Below are 13,779 nucleotides of genomic sequence, written 5' to 3'. Positions count from 1 at the left end.
TTCTGATAAGTTTTGATAAAAGTCTAACCATATTCTCACCATTATACCGATAGGTATTAGATTCGCTTTAAAATAGCTAACAGGCTCGACCTAAATACTCAACAGATTCAGCAACACCATCTTTTAATTTAAAAGTAACTTTACAATTGAAATTAATGTCATAGCTTGGCGTGCCCATAGTATCATAACGAATCACTGGCATACCCATCCCATTTGACCCTACAGTCGCATTGCCTCCTGCCATGGGGATATTGATTGGTCTAAGGATGGTATAGCTTAACGCGTTATTAGTGGTTTGGATTTTATCGCTTACCTGATAACCCATCGCCTTAAAGTTTAAATTGCTTTGAATCTCAGCACTGCTTTTACCAATGAATTGTTGTAAATATTCATCTAAATTTGCAGGTCGAGTGTTTAAGCTGTTACATCCAACAAGTGCAATAGAGGCGAACAAAAACATGCATACATATATTTTCATAAGCTTCACCTGATCCATAGTTAACTTAATTTAGAAATGATCTCTATTCAGTATAATAAATATACACGCATATGTATGTAGATCGGTTGCAGGGCAAACCAAGTCGTATAAATTTTACCAAATAGAGTCAAACAGACAGAACTGATGAAGCTGTGAAAAGATCAGTTGTATTAAAAATTTAGAACAAATTAGTGCTATCAACTTTGAAGTAAATGGATTACAAGTGATAAATAGGTATATGAAACAGATTTTAATGTGTCAGATATATAATTGCTAGACGACTAAAAAGCGTAAGCAGGAGGGTAAATTTTGTGGATAATGAAAAAGCCACCTAAAAGTGGCTTTTGCTTACACTAAAACTTAGCGTGCACGATATGTAATACGACCTTTAGTTAAGTCATATGGTGTCATTTCAACTTTTACATTATCGCCTGTTAAAATACGAATATAGTGTTTACGCATTTTACCAGAAATGTGAGCAATCACTTCGTGACCGTTTTCTAAACGCACACGGAACATAGTATTAGGAAGCGTTTCGGTGACAACGCCTTCGAACTCGATAAGTTCCTCTTTATTGGCCATAGCCTACCTGATGATCAAATTGGAAAGGCGCAAATTATAGGCAATTTTTTACAGAAAGACAAGAATATTCGGCATTACAAGGCGGTAGATGACTTGAAAATAAGCGAACATATTGTTAAACAATTTCTACAAAAAAAAGCGGATAAATATTGTCAGTTTGGTCAATCGACTGTAATCTAAATTAAATGTTTTAAGTATAAATGAATAACATACAAGGAAGGGCACTGCGTGAGTCAGCTAACTGATGCTTCGGTTGTTTTACGATTAGGCTATCAAGCGATCCGTCGTGCAGGATTGCCGACAGAAGAAATATTATCAAAGGCTGGGGTAGCATTGGGTCAGGTCGACCAAAATGCTCGAACACCATTGAATGCACAATTTGCATTTTGGGTCGCTGCGGAGGAAGTCAGTAATGATCCAGATATTGGTTTACACCTCGGAGAGCACTTGCCACTGTATCGTGGGCAAGTGATCGAACACCTGTTTATTTCAAGTGAAAACTTTGGCGAAGGTTTAAAGCGAGCTTTGGCTTATCAACGTTTAATTAGCGATGCATTTCATGCCAAATTGATCATTGATGATGACGGGCGTTGTTATTTAACCAATGGTGAACAGCCTTGGGGTGAGAACATCGTCAATCGTCATTTTTCAGAATGTGCTATTTCAGGGATTTTACGCTTCTTTAAATTTATCACTGAAGGACGATTTGAACCGATTTACATCGATTTTAATTTTGCCAATGGCGCTTCTGATGGTGAGTATTATCGTGTTTATGGTTGTCCTGTCAGTTTAGGACAAAAAGAGACACGTCTTTATTTTGATCCTTCCATTTTAGAATATCCATTGTGGCAAGCGGAGCCTGAGTTATTGCAATTGCATGAACAACTTGCAATTGAAAAACTGCAAGAGCTTGCACGTTATGATTTGGTGGGTGAAGTACGCCGTGCGATAGGTTCAACCTTGGAAAGTGGTGAAACAACCCTTGAAACTGTTGCTGCACAACTCAGCATTACCCCACGTCGTTTACGTACACAGCTTTCGGAAGCCAATACCAGTTTTCAGCAAATTCTTTCTGATTATCGTTGTCGCTTAGCCAAGAAACTGTTGGCCAATACCACTGAAAGTGTTGAGCGTATTGTTTATTTGACTGGATTCTCTGAGCCAAGTACTTTTTACCGTGCATTTAAACGCTGGACCAATGAAACGCCTGTGGAATATAGAAAGCGTAAGCAGCGTTAAATCGTATGCTTGTGGGAAACGAACTGAACAGTTTTAATATAAAAAATCCTTCTATTGAGAAGGATTTTTTATATGCAGCCCCAAAAAATTATTCAGGCATATTTAACCAATGTGGCCCTAAAGGCATTTTAGGCAATTCAAATTGTTCTGGGTAATCTGCATGAATAAAATAAAGCCCATCTGGTGGTGCGGTGATTCCTGCCGCTTTACGATCTTGTGCCGCAAAAATTTCATCAATATGATCCACTTCATATAGACCTTGACCGATTTCAAGTAAGCAACCCATGATGTTACGTACCATATGGTGTAGGAAGCCATCTGCTTGAATATCCAATACTAGATAGTTGCCATGACGAATTAAGCGACAATGTTTGACATGACGTACAGGCTGATTGGACTGACATGCAGCAGCGCGGAAGCTTTCAAAATTATGCGTGCCTTGAAATTTTTGCGCCGCTTCAATCATTTTATCCACATCGAGTGGATAATAGGCATGTGTTACTTGTTTATGTAATAAGGCAGGGCGGTTTGCCGATTGATAGACCACATAACGATAACGACGAGCCTTTGCCTTAAAGCGTGCATGGAAATCGTTATCCATTTCTTTAATCCATTGGATTGAAATGTCTTTGGGCAATTGACTATTTGAACCCATTAACCAACCACGTATAGGCCGAATCGCATTGGTGTCGAAGTGGGCCACCATATTGGTCGCATGGACACCCGCATCAGTACGACCCGCACCATGTAAAATAATAGGCTCGTCGGCAATTTTACTGAGCACCTTTTCCATGGTTTCCTGAATACTACGTACGCCAGGCTGTTGAGTTTGCCAACCTTTATATCGCATGCCACAAAACTCAATACCAATTGCAAAACGTTGCATAAATACCTCTATTCAGGATGATCATACCAATGGTCATGCCATTGTTCCGAAGAGGGGTATTGTAAATAAATTTTAACAATTTTGGCATAAAGATCTGCTTGGCTCAGTGCATCACTGACTAAAATTTTTGAATCTTTGATCCATTGGCTAATCGCATAGCGCTGATCCATGCCGCCTAGAGGGACTTGAGTGGATAAAATGATTTGACAGCCATTTTCCTGCAAGCTTTTAATTTTTTGGATAATGCTCGCATTTACGGCTAAATTACCTACCCCATAAGCTTGAATGATCAGAAAATGCGGAGCATGTTTGGAGAAAATTTCCAGATTACGTTCAAACTGTAATATTTCAGTCGGCACCATCATCCAATTGATGATATTCAGCGATTTGGCTTTTTCGAGATGTGAAAGTTGTACCTGAAGGACGGAATGATCTACCGCTATTTGTTGTTCTGCTTTGAGTCCTTTAAACGCATCTAAAGCAGTGCTATGGGCTTTTAATGTGGTTCTGGCATGAATCACTTGATGGTAGAAAGCCAAATACACGCCTACAGGAAGTCGAGTGACGGCATCCAGTGCAGTATTTAAATTATCCAGCGCATCGGTGAATTCTCGAGTATTGTCCCCTTGAATATTGAGCAGTGGATATTGGCTTCCAGTAAGGACGACATGACAGGACTCAGCTAAAAAGCGTGATAAGGTCGCCGCAGCATAACTGAGCGTATCTGTGCCATGAATAATGACAAAGTGTTGGAAATTTTGGAGTTGTAGGCTTTGTATTTGTTGAATCAGCATAAGCCAGTCAATGGCTGTACATGCACTACTGTCTTTGATACTGGGCGCCTTAAAGCACTCAATTTTAAACTGAGGTGCTAAGACCTTTTTGAGTTGTGGAATAAACTCAGCATCAGGCATTGGCGCTAAAGGCTCGCCAATACAGCCAAAAGTTCCACCCATGTAAATTAAAGCAATTTTTTTGTTCATAATAAAAAAGCAGCCATTCATGACTGCTTTATCTTAAGACGAATAGATTTAAGAAGCTATTTGATTGAGTAAATTTTGTGATTGTTGGCGTTGTTCAGCGGTATACGCTGCTTCATTTTGTGAGAGTAGCTCACGAACGGAAGCATATGCACCCAAATTTAGATATTGTTGAGCAAGGTCTAAATTTAATTGAACTTCATTCACTTGAGCCAGCTCAGGGAATGAATTGAGTAATGGGTCGTTTGCATCTATGGCCAGACTGGTTTCAGCTTCACTAGGCGTTTCAAGGCTAAGTGTTGCTGTGCTATGCACTTGCTCAACTGTTTCAGGTTTCGGATCTAGATCAAAATTAAAAGTGGGCTGTGTCTCTGGTTCAGTAGGCGTGAGTTTAAATTCAAAATCACGTACTGGTGTGCTTTCTTCAGTAGCTACTGGCGTAATCGATTCAGCAAAATCAAGTTTGAATTCTGGTGCGATTTCAACTTCTGCCGCTTTTTCAACTGGAACTGCTGTAGGTTCATTTGCTGTAAACGTGAATTCTAACGGTTTGACAGCTTCAGTTTTGACTTCTGGGGCAGGTGGTGCTGTTTCGAAAGAAAACTCAGTTGTTGGTGTTGTTTCTTTTTGAGAAGCCGGATCTAAATTAAATTCTAAAGGCTCAACGGGTTCTTGAGTTGTATCAATTTTCTGTTCAGTGACAGTTGAGTGGTTAAATTCTAGCGCATCGACATGGGTAAGATTTTGAGTTTCAGATACTGTTGGTTGTGAAATCGTTTCTGTATTTCCAATCAAGGCATCAAAGGCAGCTGTATTTTTGATTTCAGGTACTACAGGGCTTGAAGGCTCAAAAGCTATGGATTCAATCGGATGATCCGCTTGATTGGCTTTTTGTCGTTCTTCTGCTTGAATGACGATTTCGTCTAAGCCCAATGAACGAATATGATTAATCAATTGGTTCACTGCAAATTCATCTTTTTGTGCAAGATGTACATCTAAAAGATAAAGATATAGTTCATGTTGAGCATTGTCTTGGTTTAAAACTTGATTGATCTTTGCTTCAGCAGAGAAATAGTTTTTCTCTGCAATTAGTCTTTCAATATTCTTTTTTAATTCGGGGCTTAATGGTTTTGTTGCTTGTTTAACAACAACTTCATTTTCAACAACAGTCGTATGTTGTTTCTGTGAGGTACGTGCGGTACGCGCTACATTTTTTTTCGATGTCTTTTTATGATTACTTTTTTTGTTATTGGTGCTGGTATTTTCTTTATTGGCATCTTCTCGTTTTTTTAAAACGATGGCCACGACCAAAAGTAGAACAAATGGAATCACATACAACAACATTTTATTTCCCCTTCATTGAGCACAATGAATCAATATTTTTGAATATCCTAACTATTTGGTTTCTTTGCATTCTGCTGTTTTAATTGCTGTTGCAATTGGGCAAGCTGAGCATTTAATAATTGAATTCGCTGATTCTTTTGTTGTAAACCTGCTGCAAGTTGGTTCACATTCTTCTGTAATTTAACCGTTTTTTCACGAGATGTCATAACTTTTGTAGATAATTCAGTAGTGGTCTGATTCAACTGTGTATTTTGCTTTCCTTGACTCTGAACAGCGGGTTGTTCATTATCTGCGACTAAACTCATTTCTGCTTGATCTAAGCGATATTTGGCAGAACCCGATTGCTTTTTGGCAATTTCAGGTCCAGCCGTTGCAACTTTATTTTTGCTTTGTGGTATTTGACGATAGCTTGCTGCAAGATTGAGCGCAGCACCACGACGAATACGGTTTACATCACCTTGAATAAAGGCATTGGCATTATTTGCTTTAATTTGTCGCATGACTTCTGGAACGCTTTGATTGGTTTCTGCTGCAATCCGCGATGCAATTTTCCACAATGACTCATTGGCCTGAACAATATGCTTAGGTTGTTTATCTAATGCTTTATTGGCCTTTTCTTGTTTGAGCGCTTTTTGTGACTCTGCTTTCGATTTCTCTACGTGAGATTCATTCGGTTTTGCTTGCTTGGTCTCAGCTTTGGAATCTTTTGGCTTTTGTGATTCTGCTTTTTGCTCGTCTAATTTGGCGGGTGGGGTCTGAGCTTTTGCAGATGGCACTGGTGCTTTTTCGGCTGGAGGTTGAGGCGCTTGCTGTACAGTTACCGCCGTTGTTTGTGGCATATTCTGAGCACTGCTTTGATGATTGCTTTGACGAAGGTTTGGAGTATTGGTTGTAGCCGCAGGCGGTGTGTTTGTTGCAACTGTGGTTGGTTTTTGTTCTGTTTTGAGTGCTGGTGGTGCAATCACATTAATCGCCAAAGTACCAGCTGAATCCGTTGTCATCGTTGCTTTGGTTGCTATAGCTGGTGGAGTTAAGACTTCTGGTGTTGTCACGTGGTATTGCGTACTGGTTGGTAAATTTAATGCAATATCCTTTTCGCTGACGATGATTTGAGGTGTCAGAGGCTTTTCTTTGACTAAAGCATTGCTCATTAGAGCAGGAATGTTGCTACGCCCACGGGTCAATGGGGCTTTGACTTGCTGAATATGGGTCGCACTCCCTTCTTTGACTTTTAATAATATATTTAATTCAGATTCAACAATCGGGCGAGATGAGGTAATCACAATCACCCCAGTGCCATCTCCAGAACGACGAGTATAAAAATTTAAATGTCCAGGTGCTTGCGTTGAAATACCAATATTTTGAATATCATCTGCATCGGCTAATCCGACTTCTATTTTTTCATTTGAATTTGCATTACTAAACTTCATTTCAGCATAAAGCAGATCACCAGACCCTGATTGAACTTGGATCGGGTCTATTGTAATCGCACTCACCGCTTGCGACGTCATGATGGCTAAAATGGCAATTTTTAATTTGTTATATACAGTCATCTCTATCCATTGTTCTGACAAAGTTCAAGGCATCCCCATAATACAATATTTAGCTGTAGTCTATATGTAAAATATTAACATTAGAGTTACATAAACATAGTTACATAAAAAAGCCGATCAAGATAGATCGGCTTTTTCATTGTTTATAAGTTTTTTGTGACTTTAAGCATTTTTATAGTCGATTAAGATACGTAACATACGACGTAAAGGCTCAGCGGCACCCCAAAGTAATTGGTCACCAACAGTGAATGCGCCTAAATACTCTTTACCCATATTTAATTTACGTAAACGACCTACTGGCACAGATAGAGTACCAGTCACAGCTACTGGGGTAAGATCCGTCATTGACGCATCGCGTGTATTTGGAACCACTTTTGCCCATTGGTTAGACTGACGAATCATGTCCTCAATTTCATCAAGCGGAACATCTTTTTTCAATTTCAATGTTAAGGCTTGAGAGTGACAACGCATTGCACCAATACGTACACAATGACCATCAATTGGAACAATCTGAGCATTACCTAAGATCTTGTTGGTTTCAACTTGACCTTTCCACTCTTCTTTAGATTGACCACTTTCAAGTTGCTTATCAATATAAGGGATCAAAGAACCCGCTAAAGGCACACCGAAGTTTGCTTTCGGGAAAGCTTCGCCACGTTGTAATTCGGCAATTCTGCTGTCGATATCTAAAATCGCAGAACGTGGATCATCTAACAAGTCTTGAGTATTGTTATATAAATACCCCATACCAGTGATCAGCTCACGCATGTTTTGCGCGCCAGCACCCGAAGCGGCTTGATAAGTCATCGCCGTCATCCATTCCACCAAATTGTGTTGGAAGAGTGAACCCATGCCCATCAACATTAACGAAACCGTACAGTTACCGCCAACAAATGTTTTAATACCATTGACCAAACCGTCTTTGATAACATTTAAGTTGACTGGATCGAGTACAATAATTGCTTCATCATCCATACGTAATGTAGAAGCTGCATCAATCCAATAGCCTTTCCAACCTTCAGCCTTTAGCTGAGGAAAGACTTCTGATGTATAGTCGCCACCTTGACAGGTAATAATGACATCCATTTGCTTCAGACTGGTAATGTCCGTCGCTTCCATAAGTGCTGGAGCAGTTTTACCACCAAAAGCAGGAGATTCACCACCTGCGTTACTGGTAGAGAAATAGAATGGCTCAAAATGAGCAAAATCATTCTCTTCAACCATACGTTGCATAAGGACAGAACCAACCATCCCGCGCCAACCGACCAGACCTACTTTCATGCCACTTTGCCTCGGTGCGTTAAAAAATAAAAGGGGGTTTGAGTGTATCAAAAGGGTGTGTAACTGCAATAGCATACACAATGAAAACACCACTATATTGTGCAATATATCTTGTTTATGATACATGCAAAATTGATATTAATTTATGAATCATGCAAAAATTAAGAATATAAGAGTGACAAAATATGATTTGGATAGAAGTACTTGCGTCGATTGTGATTTGGCTAAGTTTCTGGTCACTGATTCCCCGTGATGAATGGTGGTTTAGAGGTGCTGATTTTCCACGCTTGCAGATATTATTTGTTGGTCTGATTGCAATGGTATTGATGTTGTTTTGGACAGCGCCCTGGGACTTGATCCGTGAGGTGATTTTATTTTTATTGATTGCTGCCTTAGCTTTTCAATTAAAGATGGTTTTGCCTTATACCTTCGTTTGGAAGAAACAAGTTAAACAGGTGACGAAAGATCAGCTTAATCCTGATCAGCAAATTTCAGTGATTGTGTCGAATGTATTGACACCGAATGATCAATATCATTTATTGCTTGAGCAAATTGAACAGCACCAGCCTGATATTGTTTTGACGCTTGAAACTGATCAAACTTGGCAAAATGAACTAGCTCGAATTGAAAAAGACTATCCTTATCGTGTGGCTATACCTTTAGACAACCTCTATGGGATGCATTTGTATAGCAAACTCAAGTTGGTCGATACAGAGGTTAAATTCATTCTCAGTGATGAAATTCCATCTATTCATACCACGGTGATTTTACCATCTGGGCAAGCAGTGCAACTGTATTGTTTACATCCCAAACCACCAAGCCCAACAGAAGCCAAAGACTCGACTTTACGTGATGCTGAATTGCTTATTGTGGGGGATCAGATTAAAGACTTGGATGAGAGCTGTATTGTTATGGGTGATTTAAACGATGTTGCTTGGTCACGCACAACGCGTTTATTTCAGCGTATCAGTGGTTTGCTTGACCCACGTGTGGGGCGTCGATATATCAACACTTTCCATGCTGACTATAAGTTTTTGAGATGGTCTTTGGATCATTTATTTCATAGTACAGATTTTGCTTTAGTGCATATGCAACGGCTGCCTCATGTGGGTTCAGATCATTTTCCGATTTATGTAGTATTACAAACAGGGCGTATTTTTGAGCAGACTCAAGAAGAGTTGGAGCAAACAGACGCGGATGAGCGTGAAGCGCAAGAGGCGATTCAAGAAGGAATTGAAAAAGCAGAGAAAGAGGAAAAGCGGGTAACCGATGAAATTGCGCAAAGTTATAAAGTTGGAACCTGATTGTCTGACAAAAAAATTAAAAAATGGCTATTTTTTGTAAGCAATTACTTACATGGATTTAGGCCCTAAGCGGATAGCATGAAAAGCATATTCGTTTTAATCTTTACTTATCGACACAGGGAATGAGAACGGAAAATCTCACTAAGGAAGACGAAGTCGATGGAGTAATCATCAAGGATTTGATGTTGGAATGGATAACCAAGAAAATAAGAATAAGATGTGAAAGCACAACCTCATGAACCCGAGTTTTGCAGGATGCAGAACTCGGGTTATGCTTTATTTGTGGTATATAATTTAGAACAGATAAGATTGAAAATAAAAAAGAGTGGCTATGTTTTTCGCAAAAGTTCAAGAATTCGCTTCAAGTCTTAAACATTTTACAGGTTTAAGTAGTGATGCTTTATTTATCTATGCAGGTTTAATCATTTATTTTATTGTTGCTGCAATTCATAAAAGACAACTTAAATCAAATTTTGCGATTATCGCCACAGTTGTGCTTGCATTTGTAATTGAAATCTTTAATGCACGCGCAGATATTTTTGGTAGAGGCTATTGGCGTATTTGGGAAAGTATCCATAGTATAGTCAATATGATTTTTTGGCCTTATGTGATTTGGGCGATGGCACGTTTTCGAGCATGGAAAGGTTAGGTCTTTCTACTTAACCCGCTTATGATCCAGATTGTTTTTATTTTCCATAGTGTTGATTTAAGGCGTCTATTTCAGCAGAAATTTTTTGTTGAAGAGCTATTGAACGTTTACCAAGTTGCTTAAATTCATCACTGGGTGCATTTGGATTAAAATCTGAGGCTGTTGAAAGCGTATACATTTTCTGGCTGGTGATTAAATTATCAATCATCTGTGTGCGTAGACTTTGTACTTCACTACTTTTTAAATTTAATGCCATAATTTGTTGTTGAGTTTTCGCTTGTATATCATTGGCTTTGAGTAAAATCTGCTGGCGCTTTTCAGGTTGGGAAGCAGCTGATTGAAGCTCCGCTCTTAATTGAAGTGCTTGAGTATTTGCATGATTGATGATCTGATTAAGTTGAGCCAAGTCTGTTGTAATCTCTGTTGCGTTGGCTGTACTCAGTTCAGTCGCTTTGCTTTTCCAATTGCCTTGAGTTGTTACCCTAGACGTAGTTTCTGAGGTTTTGTTTTGGGCGATATCTGCTTTTTGCTCTGAGCATGCAGTAAATATCAAACTGGAACTGATCAAACATGAAAAAAGAACTTTATTGATGATATTCATGGTTTTATTTTCCTTAAATTTGAATGTATTTAGCTTATTATTGATAAATCTTAATTCGCATTGTTTAATCAAGAAAGTGGGCATATGTAACTAGACGCAGTTCGCCATGAACGATGGTATTTAAACGCTAGATGACCAAAATAAAAAAGGAGATATTTTTATATCTCCTGATTGTTAAAAACGAAAGCTTTCAAAATTAATAAATTTTCTCATAGCCTTTGGGACGTGTTTTAAAGCGACGATGAAACCACATATATTGTGTCGGCGCGATCCGTAGTTGATTTTCAATGATTTTATTGACACGAATCGCATCATCCATTTCATCTTCACTGGGTAATGGATCAACAGCAGGTTCAATAAGTACATGGTATTTTGGATCTTTTATATCACCATCACGATAGAAATACAGTGGGATCGCGACAGCTTTTGATATTTTCAATAAACGTCGATGTGCTGTTACCGTTGCAGCGGGCGTACCAAAAAATGGTGCCATCACCCCTTGTTTTAATCCAAAATCCTGATCTGGACTATACCAAATCGCATCACCTTCTTTCAGATGGCGAATCAATCCACGCATATCATCATGATCAATCTGCGCTTTATAAATCGTTGCACGACAACGATAAATCAGCATATCGAGTAAAGGATTATTCTGTGGGCGATACACGACATCGGGTTCAAAAAATTGTGCACATAAATAACCACCAGCATCAAGCATGGTGCTATGAGTGCCGAGTAACAGTATGCCTTGACCATTTTGTTTGGCTTGTCGGATATGCTCTAGACCTTGAATACTGACACGGTTTTTAAACCATTGTGGTGAGTACCATGCATTTAAGGTTTCAAAGACCCCGACCATTTGATCAACAAAGACTTGTCTTGAATTGTCGATGACTTGTTCAGGCGACCATTCTGGAAAGCAGACTTCTAAATTACGCGTTGTTGTTTCACGACGCGATTTCAGTCGGTCAAAGGCAATATTGCCCAACAGTGTTGCTAAGCGATACTGAATTGCCCAAGGCATAATTGCGAGCATCATCAAAAATACAATCGCAATCCAGATTCCCCAATATTTCGGATGTAAAAATGCCCAATAAAATTTTCCAGGCTCGTATTGATGCTTTTTACTCATAGCAGTTTTGTAAATTTTGGGGCAGTTAAAACTGAAAGGAGTGTAGCATGAAGCGGTTTAAAGAAGAAAATTCAAGATGTCATTCACTCTCATTGAGGATAAGCAAGGAAGCATGACGTGAAAATAATTCGGTTAATTCAAGGTGATATTACAGTTCAAAAGGTGGATGCAATTGTGAATGCTGCCAATAGCTCGTTACTTGGCGGTGGTGGTGTGGATGGTGCGATTCATCGTAAAGGTGGGGTAGCTGTTTTGGAGGATTGTCAAAAGATTCAGGCCAGACAGGGGGGGTGTGCAATTGGTGAAGCAGTGATTACCACAGCGGGGTTGTTGCCCTGTAATTATGTGATTCATACCGTGGGCCCCACTTGGCAAGATGGACAGCATGCTGAAAATGAACTTCTTGCAAAAGCCTATCTGAACAGTTTAAGACTCGCTGAGCAATATCAGCTAAAAACACTGGCATTTCCGAATATTTCAACAGGCATGTATCGTTTTCCCAAATCAGAGGCAGCATTTATTGCCATAAACAGCGTGACTAAGTTTTTAACCCAGACGACCAATTTAGAGGAAGTCAGTTTCGTGTGTTTTGATTTGGAAAATTTTAAAATCTATCGCCAGCATCTTGCTGAGATTGACCAAAAGCACGTACATGTTTTAGGTATATAATTACAGTTATTCACTGATTATTCTAGACAACCTTGCGATGAGAAATACCTACTTAGACAGTTGTAAGGCAACACTGATATTTCTTGTGGTGCTCGGGCATTTTCTAGAACGCATGATCGGTTGGAAAGATCCGCTTGATCATGTCTTATTAGGTACGATTTATTTTGTACATATGCCTGCTTTTATCTTTATTTCGGGCATGTTGTTTAAAGACAGTAAGTGGTTTAAGAATATTTTATTTTTTGTCTCGCTCTATTTGCCCTTTCAAATTCTATTTCCTGCATTTGATGCCATCTGGTCAGGTAAATTTCAACTTAGTTGGAATTTTTTTGAACGAGCTTATTGGATCTTATGGTATCTGTTGGGCATGATGGTATGGACAACGCTTACCCATTTTTTGATAAAAACAAAATTTGCACTGCCGATTGCACTGATTCTTGCTTTATGTATCGGTTTAAGCCCTTGGAACAATTACCAATACTCTATCGGAAGAATTTTTAGCTTCTTTCCATTTTTTATTGTGGGTGCGCTTTATGGCAAAACCATTGTCGAGAAAATTCAGCAATTTAAATTCACTCAAGTTTTAGCTGGATTTATCGTGATGGGCATTGCAAGCTTGGTATATTTCACCCAAATCAACCCATTTTGGTTATATGGCAGTTTAAGTTATCAGCAGCTTAAGGTAAGTATGTGGGATGGTACGTGGATCAGAATAGGCTGTCTATTGATGTCGAGTTTGGGCATTTTCGCGATGTTTGCATGGACAAAATTATTGAATATTGGCTGTGTGCAACTTGGGAAAAACACTTTGGCGGTGTATTTGCTACATGGTTTTGTGGTGATGTTGATTGCACGTTATTGGCAACTGGATTTTCATATTTTTGTGGAAATTGGGATTTGTATTGGTTTATCTGTATTGACTTGCTGGATGTTACAACAGCAATTTTTTGATGTTTTATTAAGAAAATTATCCTTATGGTTAATCAAGCCTGCTGAGAAGTTTGGTTTAAAGTAGCTGAATGGATTTGAAGCGATCCAGAGCATTCGCTAAAAATTTAAAAGCTACACTGTTGGTGTAGCT

At 39.0% G+C, this 13,779-nt stretch carries 14 protein-coding genes; 5 read left to right on the top strand and 9 right to left on the bottom strand.

The features are described 5' to 3' along the window. Positions 1 to 76: 76 nt before the first annotated feature. A complete protein-coding gene (locus AC2G3J_RS17710) occupies positions 77 to 478 on the bottom strand; it encodes a hypothetical protein (protein WP_419327050.1) in 402 nt (133 codons plus the stop codon). A 360-nt stretch (positions 479 to 838) separates the two neighbouring features. Then, complete coding sequence (infA, locus tag AC2G3J_RS17705) at positions 839 to 1,060, bottom strand: translation initiation factor IF-1 (RefSeq protein WP_004718087.1); 222 nt, start codon at positions 1,058 to 1,060, stop codon at positions 839 to 841. A 228-nt stretch (positions 1,061 to 1,288) separates the two neighbouring features. On the opposite strand from infA, the gene AC2G3J_RS17700 reads away from it, so the two are divergent. Next, positions 1,289 to 2,299 carry an AraC family transcriptional regulator gene (locus AC2G3J_RS17700; protein WP_004718084.1) on the top strand — a complete coding sequence of 337 codons (1,011 nt, stop codon included), beginning with the start codon at positions 1,289 to 1,291 and terminating at the stop codon, positions 2,297 to 2,299. A gap of 88 nt (positions 2,300 to 2,387) precedes the next feature. Here AC2G3J_RS17700 and truA read toward each other — a convergent pair whose 3' ends face one another. From truA to asd, 5 genes are all read right to left on the bottom strand, one after another. Continuing rightward, on the bottom strand, positions 2,388 to 3,185 hold the full coding sequence (truA, locus tag AC2G3J_RS17695; protein WP_105713977.1) for a tRNA pseudouridine(38-40) synthase TruA: 798 nt from the start codon (positions 3,183 to 3,185) through the stop codon (positions 2,388 to 2,390). 8 nt (positions 3,186 to 3,193) lie between these two features. Next, complete coding sequence (locus AC2G3J_RS17690; RefSeq protein ID WP_483770382.1) at positions 3,194 to 4,168, bottom strand: asparaginase domain-containing protein; 975 nt, start codon at positions 4,166 to 4,168, stop codon at positions 3,194 to 3,196. A gap of 48 nt (positions 4,169 to 4,216) precedes the next feature. Then, the gene (locus AC2G3J_RS17685; RefSeq protein ID WP_483770381.1) at positions 4,217 to 5,509 is read right to left on the bottom strand and encodes a T4P machinery localization factor FimV; all 1,293 of its coding nucleotides are present in this window, start codon (positions 5,507 to 5,509) and stop codon (positions 4,217 to 4,219) included. Positions 5,510 to 5,556: 47 nt separating this feature from the next. Beyond that, positions 5,557 to 7,062, bottom strand: a complete 1,506-nt coding sequence (locus tag AC2G3J_RS17680) for a FimV/HubP-related protein (protein WP_483770380.1) — start codon at positions 7,060 to 7,062, stop codon at positions 5,557 to 5,559. 162 nt (positions 7,063 to 7,224) lie between these two features. Next, positions 7,225 to 8,343 (bottom strand): aspartate-semialdehyde dehydrogenase, encoded by a 1,119-nt coding sequence (gene asd, locus AC2G3J_RS17675; RefSeq protein WP_056516877.1) that lies wholly within the window; start codon positions 8,341 to 8,343, stop codon positions 7,225 to 7,227. A 185-nt stretch (positions 8,344 to 8,528) separates the two neighbouring features. Between asd and AC2G3J_RS17670 the strand changes: the two genes are divergently transcribed. Beyond that, on the top strand, positions 8,529 to 9,647 hold the full coding sequence (locus AC2G3J_RS17670) for an endonuclease/exonuclease/phosphatase family protein (protein ID WP_336952192.1): 1,119 nt from the start codon (positions 8,529 to 8,531) through the stop codon (positions 9,645 to 9,647). A gap of 331 nt (positions 9,648 to 9,978) precedes the next feature. After that, positions 9,979 to 10,296 carry a hypothetical protein gene (locus tag AC2G3J_RS17665; RefSeq protein ID WP_419327055.1) on the top strand — a complete coding sequence of 106 codons (318 nt, stop codon included), beginning with the start codon at positions 9,979 to 9,981 and terminating at the stop codon, positions 10,294 to 10,296. Positions 10,297 to 10,333: 37 nt separating this feature from the next. On the opposite strand, the gene AC2G3J_RS17660 is transcribed toward AC2G3J_RS17665, so the two are convergent. Both AC2G3J_RS17660 and AC2G3J_RS17655 read right to left on the bottom strand, forming a co-directional pair. After that, positions 10,334 to 10,897, bottom strand: a complete 564-nt coding sequence (locus tag AC2G3J_RS17660) for a PM1805 family lipoprotein (protein ID WP_336952189.1) — start codon at positions 10,895 to 10,897, stop codon at positions 10,334 to 10,336. A gap of 196 nt (positions 10,898 to 11,093) precedes the next feature. Beyond that, entirely contained in the window at positions 11,094 to 12,029 is a 936-nt protein-coding gene (locus tag AC2G3J_RS17655; RefSeq protein WP_483770379.1) for an LpxL/LpxP family acyltransferase, read from the bottom strand. A gap of 117 nt (positions 12,030 to 12,146) precedes the next feature. On the opposite strand from AC2G3J_RS17655, the gene AC2G3J_RS17650 reads away from it, so the two are divergent. Beyond that, entirely contained in the window at positions 12,147 to 12,698 is a 552-nt protein-coding gene (locus AC2G3J_RS17650; RefSeq protein ID WP_483770378.1) for an O-acetyl-ADP-ribose deacetylase, read from the top strand. A gap of 37 nt (positions 12,699 to 12,735) precedes the next feature. After that, on the top strand, positions 12,736 to 13,713 hold the full coding sequence (locus AC2G3J_RS17645; RefSeq protein ID WP_419327058.1) for an acyltransferase family protein: 978 nt from the start codon (positions 12,736 to 12,738) through the stop codon (positions 13,711 to 13,713). Positions 13,714 to 13,779: the final 66 nt, after the last annotated feature.

The sequence above is a fragment of the Acinetobacter legionensis genome, assembly GCF_057165765.1.
This window is presented reverse-complemented; position numbering and strand designations above follow the sequence as displayed.